This window comes from Streptococcus oralis (assembly GCF_001578945.1).
Lineage (GTDB): Bacteria > Bacillota > Bacilli > Lactobacillales > Streptococcaceae > Streptococcus > Streptococcus oralis_Q.
Map to the genome: position 1 here is coordinate 119,313 of NZ_KQ969552.1, position 17,105 is coordinate 136,417.

Sequence of the window (17,105 nt, forward strand, 5' to 3'; positions counted from 1 at the left end):
AGCTATAAGTCACCACTACAGTTGACAAAGAGGTACTTTTCAGGTATTAGAAGCGAATCGCTTCACGTGTTTTTTCGTATGAAGTTACAAAGCGGTTTGTGACTCCTGGTTCAGCAACTTCCAAAGCTTGAGAAATCTTCTCAAATGATGCCTGATAGTCAAACTCTTTTTCAAAAATTTTAAGTGCTTCGTTGAAAGCTTCTTGGATACGCTCATCAAATGAACGGTAACGATTTGAGTATTGCAAGAGTTGTTCCGTCAAGGTTGCATATTGAATAATGTTATATGTTTCCGTCTCAAGAGCTTCCATATCATTTGTCGCAATTTCAAGAATTCGTTTAACCGATTCAATATTAACTTGTGCTTGTTCTAACTCTGCCATCAGGTCTTCTGTGTTATGACTTGCAGTGAAGAAAAGTTTCAAGAAATTTTGAGGAATACCTGGTAAGTTCCTCTTCTCCATGTAGCGTTTAATCGTATGCAAGCGATTTACATAAACATTGGCTTTTTGTCGAGCATTGAGGTCGTCTTTTTCGATTTGAGCTAGACGTTCACTAACAGATACTTGTTCGTCTTCAATGTCTTTTAGATTACTTTGAAGCGAACTCAACTGCTCCTCTAAAACAGAGTAAGCTTGTGTAGGTTCTTTTGGATCTTCTGTCACTTCCATGACAGTAGCATCAAGTGAGGCTAATTCCGCTTGAAGACGACGAACATGATTCCCATCACTTTCTGGAAGAAGGTAGGTTTTAGTCAAGCGTTCAAGATCTTGAACAAGTACCTGATTGTTTTCTTTCAAGTGATTGAGGTAGGTTGGAAGCGTTGAAAGGAGACTTTCAACGACTTTTTGAGCTGCAATTTCACGAGTGAAGATATCGTAAAGTGCGTTGATTTCTTCTTGGATGCTATTGTTTTCATATTCTGCATTGTCCAATTCCAACTGACGAATGTTTTCTTGATTGTTCTTCAAGGATTCGTGTAAAAGTTGGAAACGTGACTCAATATCCGTTTCTATAAAGTGGTAGTTGGCATCCAAAAGCTTACGGTAGCCTTCTTCCAAATCTGCCAATTGATCGGGTAGATTTTTTGCCAAGATTTCGACAAGGGCTGGAATCCGATCAACAATATGCGTTAAAGCGAGAATATGATTTTCAGTATCATCTAAGATTGCTGCAGCTTCAACTGGGTCACCGGAGGAATTCAAAGTCACAAATTGAGAAAATTCTGATTGGATATTTTCCAATTGTTTCTCAATCTCAGGAAGAGCTTTCCCATATTTCTCTGAATCTTCTGCAACTGTGTGTTGAAGTGTTTCAAACAAGTCCAAGGCATGCAAAACGCGTCCGCTATTTTTAGACTCTTGCTTTTCAAGTTCAGAAAGGGCATTACGAATCGCCGCAATGTCTTCTTCAATCAGACCAATCTGGCTTTCAATTTGATCAATCTTGTGAGTCGCCTTAAAGAAACGGAAAGAATTATTGTAGCTTTCAGCTTCAAAGAGGTGATTCTCAATGTCTGCAAATGAGTTCAAAGATAAATCAACCCATTTTTGATTCCACTCACGGAAGGTTACTTGACTTTGACCAATCAAGTGCATATTTTTAACGGCTTCAACCTCATCATTTACAGGAAGGTTGTAGAGTTCTTCTTTTCTTTCTTCAAGGGTCGTTAATCTGTTTACATTACGCTTACGTAGGAAGATTACCGCTACATAAGCCAGAATCAAAATGACTGCAATTGCAACCATTAGATAAATTAGTTGTCCATTAGACATATCAAACTCCTTTTATACTAGAAACAATCGTATTGATTATATCATATTTTTTAAACCAAGGGAACTATTTCCCACATTTTTTAGACGTCAAGTGTACTGTAAACAGCGTTTTCTTCGATAAATTCGCGACGTGGTTCAACTCGATCTCCCATCAACATATCAAAGATTTTATCTGCTTCGGCAGCATCATCTACCGAAACACGCGCCATCAAGCGATGTTCGGGATCCATGGTTGTTTCCCACAATTGGTGGTCATCCATTTCTCCCAAACCTTTATAACGTTGGATGGTTGGTTTTGAACGCCCTTCACTATGACGTGCTAAGGCTTCTTGGAGTTTGATTTCTTGGTCTGCACCTGGTTGGATATATTCTTTGATTTCACTTCCAACTTTAACTCCGTAAATTGGTGGCTGGGCAATGTAGACATATCCAGCTTCTAGAATTGGTTTCATGTAGCGGTAAATCAAGGTTAGTAAGAGAGTCCGAATGTGGGCTCCATCGACATCGGCATCGGTCATCAAAACAAGTTTTTGGTAACGAGCCTTAGTAACATCAAATTCTGCGCCAAATCCTGTCCCCATGGCTGTGAAGAGACTCCGAATTTCTTCGTTGGCAAGAATTTTATCCATGCTAGCTTTTTCAACGTTCAAGATCTTACCACGAATTGGAAGGATAGCTTGGAATTCACGGTTACGACCAGATTTAGCTGACCCACCAGCTGAGTCTCCTTCGACGATGAAGAGTTCGGTTTCAGCAGGGTTGTTTGAAGAACAGTCTGCTAGTTTTCCTGGAAGATTAGAAATTTCCAATCCAGATTTTTTACGAGTGACTTCACGCGCACGCTTGGCAGCCACACGAGCCTTGGCAGCCAATATTCCTTTTTCCACGATACGCTTGGCGATCTGTGGATTTTCCATGAGGAAATCAGAGAAAGCATCGCTGAAGAGGCGATTGGTAATCTTGACTACTTCACTATTCCCCAGTTTGGTCTTGGTTTGTCCTTCAAACTGCGGATTGGGATGTTTGACAGAGATTACAGCAGTCAAACCTTCACGGACATCTTCCCCTGTTAGGTTGTCTTCATTGTCTTTTAGTAGCTTATTCTTGCGAGCATAATCATTGATAACACGTGTCAGCGCTGTACGGAAACCTTGCTCATGCGTACCACCTTCATGGGTGTGAATGTTATTGGCGAAACTCATGACGTTTTCGTGGTAACCGGTTGTGTACTGCATGGCTACTTCAACAGTAATATCATCCATCTCACCGTCTGTGTAGATTGGTGTGTCAAAGATAACATCCTTATTCTCGTTGATATATTCAACGTAGCTAGCAATCCCACCTTCATAGTGGTAATGTTTGCTTTGTTCTAGACCTTCACGCTTATCTGTGATGGAGATTCGAAGACCTCGGTTCAAAAAGGCTAGTTCTTGAATACGTTTGTTTAATTTTTCAAAGTCAAAAGTTGTTGTTTCTGTAAAAATCTCTGGATCTGGTGTGAAGTGAACTGTTGTTCCAGTTTTAACCGTATCTCCAACCACCTCAAGATCAGCAACAACATGACCACGACGGTATTCTTGGTAATGAATCTTACCGTTTTTGTGGACATGAACATCTAGTTGAGTTGAAAGAGCGTTTACTACTGATGAACCTACACCGTGCAATCCACCTGAAACCTTGTATCCGCCACCGCCGAATTTCCCACCAGCGTGAAGAACCGTAAAAACTGTCTCAACAGCAGGACGTCCTGTCTTTTCCTGAATATCCACAGGAATTCCGCGTCCGTCATCCACGACGGTGATCGATTCATCTGACTCAATAAATACTTGGATATGACTTGCAAACCCAGCTAGAGCTTCGTCAATTGAGTTATCAACGATTTCCCAAACAAGATGGTGAAGACCTTCTTTGGAAGTCGACCCAATATACATACCTGGACGCATACGAACGGCTTCCAGCCCCTCCAAAACTTGAATTTGACTGGCATCATAATCTTGTGCCTGTTGATTTTTGATTTCTTCTGTCATTTTTTCCCTTTTTCTTATATATCTATTGCTTGTCTCAGTTTCGCAACATCTTTAAAAAGATAAGCATCTAAGCCTGCAGCTTTACCAGCTTCTACATCAATATTTCTGTCACCAATGACCAAACCGGACGTAATATGATATTTATCACGTAAATAAATCATGGACTCAGGATCTGGTTTTCGTTTAAAACCAGAACTGGCAGTCACGACTTCTGTGAAGTAGTCAGCTATCTGGGTCTTGGTAAGAAGTTCTAGCACTTGGTCATTTCGATGAGAAACCAAGAAATGGCGACCACCCTTTTCAGAGATGTCTTTGAGTAACTCTGGAATCCCTTCAAACAAAACTGGATACTCTAGCTCACGCGCTTCATTTTCTTTGTAGTTTTCTAAAAAATTCTCGATGTCTGGGACAAACTTCTCAATGGCAAAAGCTGTCGAAACCTTCAAGGCTTCGTAAACACGGTCGTGTTCTTGCTCTATTCCGTATTGGGCTAAGGTTTCTACAAAGGCTGCTGTAGAAGTCTCATAATTATCCAATAGGGTACCACCTAAATCCCATATATAGTCGTGATATTTCATACCCTTCATTATACCATTTTTTTATGAAAAAAGCGATGATTTCCTAGATTTTTCCAAGCAAAAACGAGAGTTTATCCCTCGTTTTACTGTTGATTTTCAAAGACATCTCGATAGAGCATACCGACTCGTAAACTTTCGGCATCTCCTCCCAATTGCTCTACCAACTCATAGGCAAAGGCAAGTGCGGTTGACGGTCCTCGGCTAGTCGTTAGATTACCATCCACAACCACTGTTTGCTTTTGATAAGTTCCATCAGTAATTTGCACCTGAACTCCGTCATAACAGGTAAAGTGCTTGTCTTTCAGGACACCTGCTTGATGAAGAGCAATTGGGGCTGCACAGATGGCAGCAATTTTCTTTCCTGCTTGATCAAAGGTTTTAATCTGTGAAATGAGAGCTTGATTATCCCGTAGGTGAGCTGATCCTGGCATGCCACCTGGAAGAACTACCAAGTCATAGTCAGACAAATCACCATCAAAGATACGATCAGCTTTCACTTGAATGCCATGCGATCCTGTCACCTGCTCTTCAAATCCTACCATATCACAAAAAATGTTTGCTCGACGCAAGACATCGACTACTGTCAAGGCTTCAATTTCTTCAAAACCCTGAGCTAAGATAACTGCTACTTTTGCCATAGTGGCCTCCTTATTTGATTTGTTTTAGGACGACTTTCTTTCGTTTGAATGGAACTTTCCCACTTTTCTCTTCTGCTAGGTTGGTCTGGTAACTCATAGACAAGAGGAGACCGACACCAATGAGGTTGCTAATAATTGCGGAGCCCCCTTGAGAGATGAAAGGTAGAGGAATCCCTGTCAAAGGAAGTAAGCCTGTCACGGCACCGATATTTTCAAAGATATGGAAGAGCAACATCATGATAAAACCAGTCGAAATGTAGGTGTAGAACTGGTTATTTGACCTGAGCGTAATCTTCAACATCCGGTAAATAAGAAGTAAGTACAGGGCAACGACAAAGACCGAACCAATAAAGCCAAAGTCTTCAGCAATCACTGTGAAAATCATATCACTCTCACGTACTGGAATGAGGAGATTGGACACATTAAAACCTTGTCCAAACAAGCCACCACTTCCAATCGCAATTTGCCCTTGAGCCTGTTGATAAGTCGTTGTTTGCGCAAAGTCAAAGGGATTGAGCCAGGCCAAGATGCGGTTGATCTGGTAAGTTGGCATCCCAATCTGATGCAAGAAGGCACGGCCATCCTTGCTTATAAATATAGCCATGAAGCCTGCAACTGCAGTCACTCCTGTCGCAAAAACCGGAATGATAATCTTCCACGAAACACCTGAAAGGAGAACCATGCCTGCAAAAATAGCTACGAAGACCAAGGCAGTCCCCAAGTCACTTTGTAGGGCTAGAAGGATCAAGACTGGGATGGTAAAGGAAACCATCCAACCAATCAATAGAAAATCCAAGGGAATAGTCCGTCGCCATTCCTTGTGTTTTTGAGTGAATTGTACGATGACTCGAGCTAATATCAAGATGTAGGAAATCTTCATGAACTCCGATGGCTGGAAAAGTGTCGTTCCACCAATCGATACCCAGTTCTTGGCACCCGTAGAAGCTACCAAACTCGGATTGTAGAAAACAAGAGGGAGGACCATCAAGACTAGACCTAAGCCATAAAGGTAGGGAGTCACCTTCCATAAAAACTCGGTATTGAAGAACATGACGACAAACCCAATGACAAGCCCTAAGGCAATCCAGGCAATTTGCTGACCTAGAATTGGTAATACATTATTTGGATAGTCATGACTAACTGCTATATAAATTGCCACTACTCCAATCACCAGTAAACAAAACACTGGTAGGAGGAGGCTATAATCGACTCGAGAGTCGAAGGAACGTTTCATATTTTTTACCTTTTCTCTTTCTTGGATTTTTCTTTCATTCTATTGCGACGAGATTGGAGAAAATCAGCTACAGCAGGCTCTAGCTGTTCTCTAGATAGAACCTGAACAGCCCTTTCTTTTGACAAGGCCTGAGCGATTTGTTTGCCATAACGCTTGCTGACGACACGACTGTCTAAGATTAGAGCAACCGAACCTTGGTCAGGCCGTCTAACAGTACGTCCAAGAGCTTGCTTTAACCGAATGATAGCCATCGGCAACTGATAATCATAGAAAGGATTTTTCCCTTCTTGGCGCAGTTCTTGGTTTAATTTTTTGGTTAAAGGTTCTTGGGGATTTTGGAAAGGCAATCTCGGAATCACTTGAATCACGCAAGGATGTGTTGAAAAATCAACCCCTTCCCAGAAACTACCTGTTCCAAGCAAGATCTGGCGTTCGCCTTTTTCAAAACGTTTTTTCAGTTGGCTTGGTTCTCCATTTTTATACTGAGCCAGATGAGGTTGATCGAGCAGGTCCGAAACTGCCAGCAACATTTCTTTTGAGGTAAACAAGACCAGTATGGGTTCTTGAAAGGCTTGTATCCTTCGGATGACAGACGCCACTTCATTAGCATAGTCAAAAGATGAAACTTCTGTCACAAGAGGAAAGTCATTGACTAGAAGGACTTCTTGTTGCTCCTGCTTTGCTACATCAAGCTTAACAAGTGGAGCATCAGGAAATCCCAATAAATCTGCTAAGGAAACCCGATTACTGATTTCAAGAGTAGCCGATACTCCTAGGAGTCGACAATCTTCTGGCAATAGGTCTGCTAGTATAAAGCGGCCTTTTTTGCTTGAACAAATCAAGACATCCTTGCTCGATTTCTCTGCTGTAGCAAGCCAAAATTCACGATCCGAGGTGAAAAAGTTTGCAATTTCTCTATACTCTGGGAGAGCTAACTCCGAGAAATGCTGACGCAACTGTTCAAGAGAATCCAACCACTTTCCATTCTTCAGACCTGACTGATAGTGCTCCATCAAGTAACGACATTCAAAGCCGATACTCTCAAGCAAGCGTTTCTGAACCAAATCTTCCTCTGTCTCCAAGGACTTATCAAGCTGGGTTATAAGTTCCTCAAGGCGATAAGCCTGCTGGGCTAGATTTTCGAGAGATAACAGCATTTTTTGAGCTTCATCCAAGATCACCAAACGGTTGTCGATAAACTCTGGATTGTCTTCCAAACGAGTGACCAGATAGGCATGATTGGTCAGAAGAACACGACTGGTCTTGGCCTTTTCCTGCCCTCGTTTCCAAAAATCCTCTGTAGCAAATAAACTTTTCTTTGAAAGCTTGCCATCGTGGACTAGTTCTGACAGAAAGTGCTGGTAGCGATAAAGTTGCCCGATTTCGTCCAAGTCACCTGTCTCTGTCTCTGTTAGCCAGATAAGCAGTTGCATTTTAAAACGTGTGAAAAGGCGATTGGACTCCGGTCGATGGAGGACTTGGTGAAAAGCATCCAATTTCAAGTAATTTTGAGGCCCCTTGAGACTATGAATCTCCATATGGAAGACCTCTTTTAAATGCCGACCTTCTTCTTGCATGATTTGATTTTGAAGAATTTTGGTCGGAACACTCACTAGGATACCTGCTTGACTCTCCAAGTTCAAAGCTGGAAGGAGATAACCATAAGTCTTGCCCAGTCCTGTTTGGGCTTGGATAAAGGAAGTCTGGTGTTCTTCCAATAATTGCTCAATCTTCTCCGCAAATTCCAACTGTTGCGGACGCTCCTCCAGCCCCAATAAAGAAATATTTTTAGCAAAGTCTTTGGATAACTTTCGTGGGACTAAGCCTTTGCTTTCCTTTTTGAGGAAAAGCCCATGAAGCTCCATCAAGTCTAGCGAAGACAAGAGAGATTGTTGCTGATAGACCTCCTCAATCACCAGATAACTTTCATAGAGAAGGTTGTCTGCAAGGTTTAACAAGCTTTCTAAGAGCCCTTTAGGTAGCTCAAAAAGTTTTTGACGCATGTAAAGCAAGAGTTCAGCTGTTGCCTGAGCATCTGACAGGGCAGTATGGGCATGTTCCAGCTCAATGCCCAACTCTTGACAAAGGATACCTAAGTTATACTTTTCAAACTGAGGATACAGAACTTGGGCTAGCTCAACTGTATCTACCCGCGGTGTACGCAATTCATATCCTTCAAAAAAGAGGAATTCTGCAAGAAGGTTGGCATCAAACTGTACATTGTGCGCAACAAAAATACCGTCCTTAACCAATTCAAAAATTTTTCCAGCCACCTGAGAAAACTCTGGCGCCGCAGCCAAACGCTGATCGGTCAGACCTGTTAATTCTTTGATATGTGAATCCAAGGGTTCGTGGGGATTGACATCGGTCGCATACTGATCGATGATGTCACCATTCTCAATCACCACAATGCCTACTTGAATAATTTTTGCCTTGCTTCCGGTGCTGGTCGCCTCTAAATCAACGACCACATACCGATCATTTCTCGCATTCATCATTAAAAATTATATCAAAAAAAGCATGATTTGACACCCCTCAACTTTGATAACAATCTCACTTTCCTTGTGAGTTTGAGTAAAAACCCAGACCTTAAAAGTGAGAATTTCACGCAAGTTCAGCAGTTGATTCCTGGTTCTGAGGTATTTGAAAAATATATCAACAAAGCTACATCAACAAAAAAAGACAACCAAGGTATTAGCTGCCTTTTTGAGATATTTTTTTCATTGTTTTCGGAAGAGCTTTACTAATTTCGGTAGGCAAGACAAGGTAGTTTTCTTGAGCTAGTTCTTGCGCAATAGCTGAATGAAAGTGAGTCGCTACCACCACTCTCTCATAGAGGCTAGCTTGGTGAAACTGACCTGCAAAACCTGCAATCATCCCAGCCAGAGTATCCCCCATTCCACCAGTTGCTTGGTAGGGGCCTCCAACCTCCAGTTGGTAATATTCAGGCTGACCAGCTTGCCAGATACGAGTCGCTGGACCTTTCTCAACTAAAATCGTTCCTTGAGGAAAAGCTGAAAGAGCCCTAGCAGTCATCTCTGTATTTTGATGTCCAAGAGCTATACCAGACAGTCTTTCCCATTCCTTTTGGTGGGGAGTTAGGATGAGCTGACTGGATGGAAATGGCAAATAAGTTTTTGCTAAGATGCCCAAAGCACCGCCATCTGCAATCAAAATCTGGTCTCTTCCAAGCCTATCAAAGACCCGTTTTACAAGTTCTTCTCCAAATGCATTCTCTCGCAAACCCGGACCTAACAAGACAACTTCTGCCTTTTCCAACTGTTCTTCTAACAATTGCTGGTCTTGAAGAGAAAATGCCATGGCCTCCGGTAAATGACTGTGCAGAGCCGGAATATTCTCCTTATCCGTGCCAACAGTCACCAACCCTGCCCCACTTTTAATAGCAGCAATGGATGACATGATGATAGCTCCCCCATAAGGATAGATCCCTCCCAGCAAGAGCAGGCGACCATAATCTCCCTTATGACTGTGACGAGAACGTTCAATAATGACTTTTTCTAATAAAGCTTGATCAATCACTTTCATCGTTTTTTCCCTCTCACTCTATTATACTACAAAAGGAGGGCCAAACCTCCTTCTATCTATTTTCCCTTAAATTCCGCAAAGGTCTGTAAAATTTTAGCTGCCACTGCTGGATAAGGAGCTCCTTTTAGCCCTAACATTTCATCTGCATATGGAGTAAGACCAGCAAAATCTCCTATCTGGACAGAATAGAGCGATGTTTTAAACAGTTCAATATCGTTTTGGTCATTTCCAAAAGCGATGAAGTTCTCCCCACATAACTTTTCAACAGTTGTCGCCTTATGGGTATCCAAGGGGTTGACATAGAGGCACTTTTCATGCGCATGATAGGACAGATGAACCAGCCCCAGTCTTTCTAACTGACCAAGCAGATCATCAAGCAAATCCTCATGGTCACCCATATAAACGACTACCTTAATCGGAGTCCCTAAGTCCTCGAGTTTCTGATGTCGAGCCACCTTTAGGGGATCCACACTGGAAATAAATGGAATCTTCTCTACAATCTGACCACTATAGTCAAAGCAATCATCTACAAAGAAAGGGAGATTATAAGTCTGGCAATAATCCACTAGCGCCTGATAAACTCTAGCATCGAGATTCCTTTCAAAGATAGTCTGCCCCAGATGGTAGGCTACGCCACCATTCAACCCTATGACCAAGCGCTGACTGAGTTCAGAACCTAATAAACCCAAGCAATCCCGATAAGAGCGGGCTGAGGCAAACACAAGCTCATGCCCATAATCTTCAGCCTTTAAAAGAACCTGCTGAATCTCCTCATCTATGGTCATGTAGTCAAAAGATAGCGTTCCATCCAGGTCAAATACGAATTTCATCTTCCTGGTCCTTGTTTAGTGTTCGAAGCGCTGCCTGATAGGTTTGCTCCATTAGCATGGTAATCGTCATAGGACCAACTCCACCCGGTACAGGTGTGATGTGGCTAGCAAGTGGTGCAACAGCATCATAATCAACATCTCCACAAAGCTTGCCATTTTCATCTCGGTTCATCCCAACGTCAATGACAACCGCTCCTGGTTTGACAAAGTCAGCTGTCACAAACTTAGCGCGACCGATTGCAACCACCAGAATATCCGCCTTAGCAGCCACCTTGGCAAGATGATGGGTGCGTGAGTGAGTCAAGGTCACTGTTGCATTTTTAGCCAAAAGAAGCTGAGCCATCGGTTTTCCAACAATATTTGAGCGACCGATAACAACCGCATTTTTACCTTCTAGCTCAATCCCATATTCATGAAACATCTCCATAATTCCTGCAGGTGTCGAAGGAATCATAACTGGATGACCAGACCAGAGACGCCCCATGTTTAGGGGATGGAAACCATCCACATCTTTTTCGGGGTCAATGGCTAATAAAACTGCCTCTTCATCAATATGTCTTGGCAAAGGTAACTGGACCAAAATCCCATGCCAAGCTGGATCTTGATTGTATTTGGCAATCAAGTCTAACAATTCCGCTTGGGTAATGGTCTCTGGAACTCGCACTACTTCACTACGAAAGCCAGCAGCAAGAGCTGACCGTTCCTTGTTTCGAACGTAGACTTGGCTGGCAGGATTGTCCCCCACCAAAATCACCACCAAGCCTGGAACTAAACCTGTTTCTTCTTTTAGTTTGGCAGTCTTTTCAGCTAACTGTCCTTGTAACTTAGCTGCAAGAGCCTTCCCATCGATAATCTGAGTCATATCTCTTCTCTTTTCTATCAAATATCCTCTATTATATCAAAAAATAACTCGCCATTCTAACACTTCTTGCCTAATGGACCTTATAGTCAAAAACTATAAGAAAAAGCTCGTATCGAGCTTTTGTGCCTATTTATACTGGGTAAATCTGTCATGCTTTCTTTTTGACTTTTGGAGCCGGTAAGACTTCATACATATCCTTGATCAGTCTCGCTAGAAATGACTTATCTTCAACGTCTTCTATCAAAATCATCTCTTTAGCTCCTTCATAAGGACGTTCAAGCCTAGTCTGTATCAGTTGATTCAAAACCACCTTCACAGGCTTCAGTAACAGACGATTATCATAGATTCCCCCAATAATCTTCCCACGATAATAAAGGATATACTCTCCCATCATTGGACGATAACTCATCTCCTCTAGCTCCGATAGCTGTTCGAGAATAAAATCTAAATATTCTTTACTGGAAGCCATGATGCCTACTCCATTTTTTCTAAAAATGAGGTCTTACAAAACCTTACTCAAAAATTCCTTGGTCCGTTGTTCTTTTGTTTGATCGAAAATCTCCTCAGGTGTTCCATCTTCGACAACAACTCCATCCGCCATAAAGATAACACGGTCTGCTACCTCACGCGCAAAGCCCATTTCATGCGTCACAATCACCATGGTCATCCCTGACTTGGCGAGATCTTGCATAACAGCTAGAACTTCTCCAACCATCTCAGGATCTAGGGCTGAAGTCGGCTCATCAAAGAGCAAAATATCTGGTTCCATAGCCAAACCACGTGCAATGGCAATCCGTTGTTGCTGACCACCTGACAAACTCTGTGGATAAGCCGTTGCCTTATCTGGTAAGCCAACTTTTTCTAACAGTTCCTGTGCTCTTTTCTCCGCAACTTCCTTACTTTCACCTTTGGTTTTAATTGGTGACAAAGTGATATTTTCCATCACCGTCATATTTGGAAAAAGGTTGAATTGTTGGAATACCATACCCATCTTTTCACGCATAGCAAAAAGGTCATTTTTCTTATCTGTGATATCGACTCCTTCAAAGATAACCTTACCTCTACTTGCTTCTTCAAGGAGATTCATCGAACGAAGGAGAGTTGATTTCCCGCTCCCTGATGGACCGATAATCACCACAACTTCCCCTCTTTTAATCTCAAGATCAATTCCTTTCAAGACTTGATTTTTTTCAAAAGACTTATGCAAGCCTTCAATTTTTATCAAGGTTTCTGTCATTATTTCTTATCTCCTTGTCCAATATGTTTTTCAAATGCTTTCAGGGCTACTGTCAAAACAGAAGTCATAATCAAGTAATAAAAGGCTGCAAATAAAAGGGGAGTCAACGGTAAATAAGTTGTTGTTGCTACTGTCGTTGCACCATTCCACAACTCCATCACCCCAATCGCTGACAAGAGGGAACTATCCTTGATAATGGTAATAAATTCATTTCCCAGAGCTGGAAGAATATTCTTGATAGCTTGTGGCAAAATGACATAACGCATGGCATTTTTCGGACGAATACCTAAAGAATATGCGGCCTCTAACTGCCCTTTAGGAACCGCATTGATCCCCGCACGAACAGTTTCTGAAACGTAAGCTCCACTGTTCATAGAAATAATCAGAATACCAGGAATCAAACGAGAAAGATCGACCCCTAAAATTCCCACTTGGATAGTTGGAGCATTGATATGCATAAGAGCAAAGGCAATCATAATCTGAACCATCATCGGAGTTCCACGGAAGATCCAAACATAGACATTTGCAAGCCAAACGAGCGGTTTAAAACGTGATCGCTGAGCAAAGGCCAGTAACACACCTAAAATAGTCCCAAAAAATACGACCAGAATCGAAATCACTACAGTGATAAGAGCACCGTAATTAAAATAAGGTAAATACTTTGGTAAAAAGGAAAAATTCATATAAACTCAGCTTTCTAAATATCGGATTGTATGATTATAACATATCTTGAATTAAAATTCAATCTTTTTCACGGATTTTCACCAATAATTTTATGCAAAAGAGAAATAGCGAGAAATCACAGTTTTTTTCTAGTCAACTACCTCTTGTTTATGGTAAAATAGAAACGATAAGAAATGGAGGAGAATCAAAATGGAATCACATTTGGTTAGAATCATTAACCGCCTAGAAGCAATGACAAAAGATGGCGGAAATTTAAAACGTAATTTTGAACGTGAAGGTGTTGTTGTCGCAGAAGTTGCATACAGCCACGACGAAGAAAACGGATCACTCTTCACCCTTCGCGATGTAGAGGCTCGTGAAACTTATACCTTTGATAGCATTGATTTGATTGCAATGGAGATCTACGAACTCCTTTACTAAATAAAAACAGCAGGGATAAACCTGACTGATGAACGAGAATCCTTTTTGTCTCCACAAATGGGATTTTTTCTTGCCATCATGTGTAAAATTTTCCATTAGGGCTTCTCTGAGAAACTGACACTTTCCAATCTTTTTACTTGCTTTACACCTTAATCATGCTATAATGAGAGTATAAAACTTTGACTATTCTTGACCTTTTTCTTAGACCAAGAATAAGAATGAAATGAGGTAGATGTATGCTCTGTCAAAACTGTAAAATTAACGACTCAACAATTCATCTGTATACCAATATCAATGGACAGCAAAAGCAAATTGATCTCTGTCAAAATTGCTATAAAATTATCAAAACAGATCCAAATAATACCCTCTTTAAAGGAATGACGGATTTGAACAATCATGACTTTGATTCTTTCGGCGACTTTTTCAATGATTTGAACAATTTCAGACCTTCTAACAACACTCCTCCTACTCCCCCGACCCAATCAGGTGGAGGTTACGGTGGAAACGGCGGTTATGGTTCCCAAAATCGTGGATCTGCCCAAACTCCGCCTCCAAGCCAAGAAAAAGGCCTGCTTGAAGAATTTGGTATCAACGTAACTGAGATTGCCCGTCGTGGCGATATCGATCCCGTTATTGGGCGCGATGATGAGATTATCCGTGTCATCGAGATTCTCAATCGTCGAACCAAGAATAATCCTGTCCTTATCGGTGAACCTGGTGTCGGAAAAACTGCCGTTGTCGAAGGTCTAGCTCAGAAAATCGTTGATGGCGATGTACCACACAAACTCCAAGGCAAGCAGGTCATCCGTCTGGATGTGGTCAGTCTAGTCCAAGGAACAGGGATTCGAGGCCAATTTGAAGAACGTATGCAAAAGCTTATGGAAGAAATTCGCAAACGTGAGGACATCATCCTCTTTATCGATGAAATCCATGAGATTGTTGGTGCGGGATCCGCTGGCGATGGCAATATGGATGCAGGCAATATCCTCAAACCAGCCCTTGCCCGTGGTGAATTGCAAATGGTCGGTGCCACTACTCTCAATGAATACCGTATCATTGAGAAAGACGCTGCCCTTGAGCGCCGTATGCAGCCTGTCAAGGTAGATGAACCAACTGTCGAGGAAACCATTACTATTCTCAAAGGAGTTCAAAAAAAATACGAAGACTACCACCATGTTCAGTACACAGATGCTGCTATCGAAGCTGCTGCAAATCTTTCCAACCGCTATATCCAAGACCGCTTCTTACCAGACAAGGCTATTGACCTGTTAGATGAAGCTGGTTCAAAGATGAATCTGACGCTGAACTTTATTGATCCTAAAGTGATTGATCAGCGCTTGATTGAGGCTGAAAATCTCAAGGCTCAAGCTACACGAGAGGAAGACTTTGAAAAAGCCGCTTATTTCCGCGATCAGATTGCCAAGTACAAGGAAATGCAAAAGAACAAGGTGACCGATCAGGATACTCCAATCATCAGCGAGAAAACCATTGAACATATCATTGAGCAGAAAACCAATATCCCTGTTGGAGAACTCAAAGAAAAGGAACAATCTCAGCTTATCCATCTAGCAGACGACCTCAAAGCTCATGTCATTGGTCAAGATGAAGCTGTCGATAAGATTGCCAAAGCCATCCGTCGAAATCGTGTTGGACTTGGAACTCCTAACCGCCCAATCGGAAGCTTCCTCTTTGTCGGACCAACTGGTGTCGGTAAGACAGAACTTTCCAAACAACTAGCCATTGAGCTCTTTGGTTCTGCTGACAGCATGATTCGCTTTGACATGAGCGAATACATGGAAAAACACAGCGTGGCTAAATTAGTCGGTGCCCCTCCAGGTTATGTAGGCTACGATGAAGCGGGTCAATTAACAGAAAAAGTTCGTCGCAATCCTTACTCTCTCATCCTTCTCGATGAAGTCGAGAAAGCCCATCCAGATGTGATGCACATGTTCCTCCAAGTCTTGGACGATGGCCGTTTAACAGATGGGCAAGGACGTACCGTTAGCTTCAAGGACGCCATTATTATCATGACCTCAAATGCAGGTACAGGTAAGGCCGAAGCCAGTGTTGGTTTTGGGGCAGCTCGTGAAGGTCGAACCAACTCTGTTCTCGGTGAACTCGGTAACTTCTTTAGCCCAGAGTTTATGAACCGTTTTGACGGCATCATCGAATTTAAACCTCTCAGCAAGGACAACCTTCTCCAAATCGTCGAACTTATGCTAGCGGATGTCAACAAACGCCTCTCTAGTAACAACATCCATCTCGATGTGACAGATAAGGTCAAGGAAAAGTTGGTTGACTTGGGATATGATCCAAAAATGGGAGCACGCCCACTCCGTCGTACCATTCAAGACCATATCGAGGATGCCATCACAGACTACTACCTTGAAAACCCAAGTGAAAAAGAACTCAAGGCAGTTATGACAAGCAATGGTAAGATTCAAATCAAATCTGCCAAAAAAACTGAAAAAACAGAAGAGATTGCTTCTGAAATAGAAGAATAAGCCTCATAAAAAGAACAGGAAACAAGATTTCCTGTTCTTTTTTTAATTCTCTTCTTGAACTTGATAGCGAAGAATTGTTTTCAATTTGCTCGGTTCCGTTCGATGAAGATTATTGAGATAAATTTCTCGGTGGACTTCCGAAGTTCTTTTGAGTTTATGAAGTTGACAAAAATGCTCCATCTCTGCAAAAGTCTCATTTTCAGTATCAAAAGGTCCTATATGAAGCATAGCAAGACTTTGGCCTTCTTCTATCATTTCAAAACGAATAGCTTCATAAAGAAGATTTGGCTTCTTGATTTTAACCTCTTCCAAAGCTTTTTCAAATAGTTCTCTCGTAATAAAATCGGGTTGCCCAATCATAATACTATAAGAAAGCTCACTTTTTACCAGTTCTCCTTCCTTCTCCTTTTTCCAGATACCTTCTAAAGGAAAGACAGTAAAATCAGTGCAAACCTCATCCAGAGGAGCTTTTTTATACTTCATCTTTATCGCATAGACTAAGACATATAAGGCCCCTACTCGTTCTGAAAAATCTTCTTGGTTTGGATCGCCTTTACCATCAATCACGATATAGGATTGACCAGATACCTGCAATATAGTGGGCTTAGCCTTCACTTGATAAAGATCTTTAGCTTCTTTTCTCCATTCGTACTTCATTTGGTTCTTCTCCTTTCTATCTCTAGTATAGCATTAAAACCCTGACATCTTTTGTCAAGGTTTGTAAAGTTTTTGGATTTTTTCTAGTCTAGAAAGCAATTCCTTCTTCAGATG

15 protein-coding genes are annotated in these 17,105 nt (G+C 41.8%); 2 read left to right on the top strand and 13 right to left on the bottom strand.

All coding sequences use genetic code 11. The features are described 5' to 3' along the window. Nucleotides 1–46 precede the first annotated feature (46 nt). From ezrA to SORDD16_RS06050, 12 genes are all read right to left on the bottom strand, one after another. The gene (ezrA, locus tag SORDD16_RS05995) at nt 47–1,774 is read right to left on the bottom strand and encodes a septation ring formation regulator EzrA (RefSeq protein WP_061452728.1); all 1,728 of its coding nucleotides are present in this window, start codon (nt 1,772–1,774) and stop codon (nt 47–49) included. Between the two features lie 80 nt (nt 1,775–1,854). Then, nucleotides 1,855–3,801, bottom strand: coding sequence for a DNA topoisomerase (ATP-hydrolyzing) subunit B (gene gyrB / locus SORDD16_RS06000; protein WP_061452729.1), 1,947 nt, complete (start codon nt 3,799–3,801; stop codon nt 1,855–1,857). A gap of 14 nt (nt 3,802–3,815) precedes the next feature. Continuing rightward, on the bottom strand, nt 3,816–4,379 hold the full coding sequence (locus SORDD16_RS06005; RefSeq protein ID WP_061452889.1) for an HAD-IA family hydrolase: 564 nt from the start codon (nt 4,377–4,379) through the stop codon (nt 3,816–3,818). An 83-nt stretch (nt 4,380–4,462) separates the two neighbouring features. Further along, nucleotides 4,463–5,017 (bottom strand): DJ-1 family glyoxalase III, encoded by a 555-nt coding sequence (locus tag SORDD16_RS06010; RefSeq protein ID WP_061452730.1) that lies wholly within the window; start codon nt 5,015–5,017, stop codon nt 4,463–4,465. A 10-nt stretch (nt 5,018–5,027) separates the two neighbouring features. Continuing rightward, the gene (locus SORDD16_RS06015; protein ID WP_061452731.1) at nt 5,028–6,251 is read right to left on the bottom strand and encodes an FtsW/RodA/SpoVE family cell cycle protein; all 1,224 of its coding nucleotides are present in this window, start codon (nt 6,249–6,251) and stop codon (nt 5,028–5,030) included. A 5-nt stretch (nt 6,252–6,256) separates the two neighbouring features. Beyond that, entirely contained in the window at nt 6,257–8,746 is a 2,490-nt protein-coding gene (locus tag SORDD16_RS06020; protein WP_061452890.1) for a bifunctional DnaQ family exonuclease/ATP-dependent helicase, read from the bottom strand. A gap of 199 nt (nt 8,747–8,945) precedes the next feature. After that, nucleotides 8,946–9,797, bottom strand: a complete 852-nt coding sequence (locus tag SORDD16_RS06025) for an NAD(P)H-hydrate dehydratase (RefSeq protein WP_061452732.1) — start codon at nt 9,795–9,797, stop codon at nt 8,946–8,948. A 56-nt stretch (nt 9,798–9,853) separates the two neighbouring features. Beyond that, complete coding sequence (locus SORDD16_RS06030) at nt 9,854–10,627, bottom strand: HAD hydrolase family protein (RefSeq protein WP_061452733.1); 774 nt, start codon at nt 10,625–10,627, stop codon at nt 9,854–9,856. Next, nucleotides 10,611–11,489: a bifunctional methylenetetrahydrofolate dehydrogenase/methenyltetrahydrofolate cyclohydrolase gene (locus tag SORDD16_RS06035; RefSeq protein ID WP_061452734.1), complete on the bottom strand. Its 879-nt coding sequence runs from the start codon at nt 11,487–11,489 to the stop codon at nt 10,611–10,613. Before SORDD16_RS06035 ends, SORDD16_RS06030 begins: the two co-directional genes overlap by 17 nt. 148 nt (nt 11,490–11,637) lie before the next feature. Then, on the bottom strand, nt 11,638–11,958 hold the full coding sequence (locus tag SORDD16_RS06040; protein WP_061452735.1) for a TfoX/Sxy family protein: 321 nt from the start codon (nt 11,956–11,958) through the stop codon (nt 11,638–11,640). A 33-nt stretch (nt 11,959–11,991) separates the two neighbouring features. Further along, complete coding sequence (locus tag SORDD16_RS06045; protein ID WP_061452736.1) at nt 11,992–12,726, bottom strand: amino acid ABC transporter ATP-binding protein; 735 nt, start codon at nt 12,724–12,726, stop codon at nt 11,992–11,994. Then, on the bottom strand, nt 12,726–13,409 hold the full coding sequence (locus tag SORDD16_RS06050; protein WP_061452737.1) for an amino acid ABC transporter permease: 684 nt from the start codon (nt 13,407–13,409) through the stop codon (nt 12,726–12,728). Before SORDD16_RS06050 ends, SORDD16_RS06045 begins: the two co-directional genes overlap by 1 nt. Before the next feature lie 190 nt (nt 13,410–13,599). Between SORDD16_RS06050 and SORDD16_RS06055 the strand changes: the two genes are divergently transcribed. Continuing rightward, nucleotides 13,600–13,830: a DUF1797 family protein gene (locus tag SORDD16_RS06055; RefSeq protein WP_000443577.1), complete on the top strand. Its 231-nt coding sequence runs from the start codon at nt 13,600–13,602 to the stop codon at nt 13,828–13,830. A 236-nt stretch (nt 13,831–14,066) separates the two neighbouring features. Then, nucleotides 14,067–16,334 (top strand): ATP-dependent Clp protease ATP-binding subunit, encoded by a 2,268-nt coding sequence (locus tag SORDD16_RS06060; protein ID WP_061452738.1) that lies wholly within the window; start codon nt 14,067–14,069, stop codon nt 16,332–16,334. Between the two features lie 42 nt (nt 16,335–16,376). Here SORDD16_RS06060 and SORDD16_RS06065 read toward each other — a convergent pair whose 3' ends face one another. Next, nucleotides 16,377–16,991 (bottom strand): GyrI-like domain-containing protein, encoded by a 615-nt coding sequence (locus SORDD16_RS06065; RefSeq protein ID WP_061452739.1) that lies wholly within the window; start codon nt 16,989–16,991, stop codon nt 16,377–16,379. Nucleotides 16,992–17,105 lie beyond the last annotated feature (114 nt).

Bases quoted from the DNA above. Each gene is read 5' to 3' on its own strand.
- ezrA (WP_061452728.1), bottom strand. From the start codon at position 1,774: ATGTCTAATGGACAACTAATTTATCTAATGGTTGCAATTGCAGTCATT.
- gyrB (WP_061452729.1), bottom strand. From the start codon at position 3,801: ATGACAGAAGAAATCAAAAATCAACAGGCACAAGATTATGATGCCAGT.
- SORDD16_RS06005 (WP_061452889.1), bottom strand. From the start codon at position 4,379: ATGAAATATCACGACTATATATGGGATTTAGGTGGTACCCTATTGGAT.
- SORDD16_RS06010 (WP_061452730.1), bottom strand. From the start codon at position 5,017: ATGGCAAAAGTAGCAGTTATCTTAGCTCAGGGTTTTGAAGAAATTGAA.
- SORDD16_RS06015 (WP_061452731.1), bottom strand. From the start codon at position 6,251: ATGAAACGTTCCTTCGACTCTCGAGTCGATTATAGCCTCCTCCTACCA.
- SORDD16_RS06020 (WP_061452890.1), bottom strand. From the start codon at position 8,746: ATGAATGCGAGAAATGATCGGTATGTGGTCGTTGATTTAGAGGCGACC.
- SORDD16_RS06025 (WP_061452732.1), bottom strand. From the start codon at position 9,797: ATGAAAGTGATTGATCAAGCTTTATTAGAAAAAGTCATTATTGAACGT.
- SORDD16_RS06030 (WP_061452733.1), bottom strand. From the start codon at position 10,627: ATGAAATTCGTATTTGACCTGGATGGAACGCTATCTTTTGACTACATG.
- SORDD16_RS06035 (WP_061452734.1), bottom strand. From the start codon at position 11,489: ATGACTCAGATTATCGATGGGAAGGCTCTTGCAGCTAAGTTACAAGGA.
- SORDD16_RS06040 (WP_061452735.1), bottom strand. From the start codon at position 11,958: ATGGCTTCCAGTAAAGAATATTTAGATTTTATTCTCGAACAGCTATCG.
- SORDD16_RS06045 (WP_061452736.1), bottom strand. From the start codon at position 12,726: ATGACAGAAACCTTGATAAAAATTGAAGGCTTGCATAAGTCTTTTGAA.
- SORDD16_RS06050 (WP_061452737.1), bottom strand. From the start codon at position 13,409: ATGAATTTTTCCTTTTTACCAAAGTATTTACCTTATTTTAATTACGGT.
- SORDD16_RS06055 (WP_000443577.1), top strand. From the start codon at position 13,600: ATGGAATCACATTTGGTTAGAATCATTAACCGCCTAGAAGCAATGACA.
- SORDD16_RS06060 (WP_061452738.1), top strand. From the start codon at position 14,067: ATGCTCTGTCAAAACTGTAAAATTAACGACTCAACAATTCATCTGTAT.
- SORDD16_RS06065 (WP_061452739.1), bottom strand. From the start codon at position 16,991: ATGAAGTACGAATGGAGAAAAGAAGCTAAAGATCTTTATCAAGTGAAG.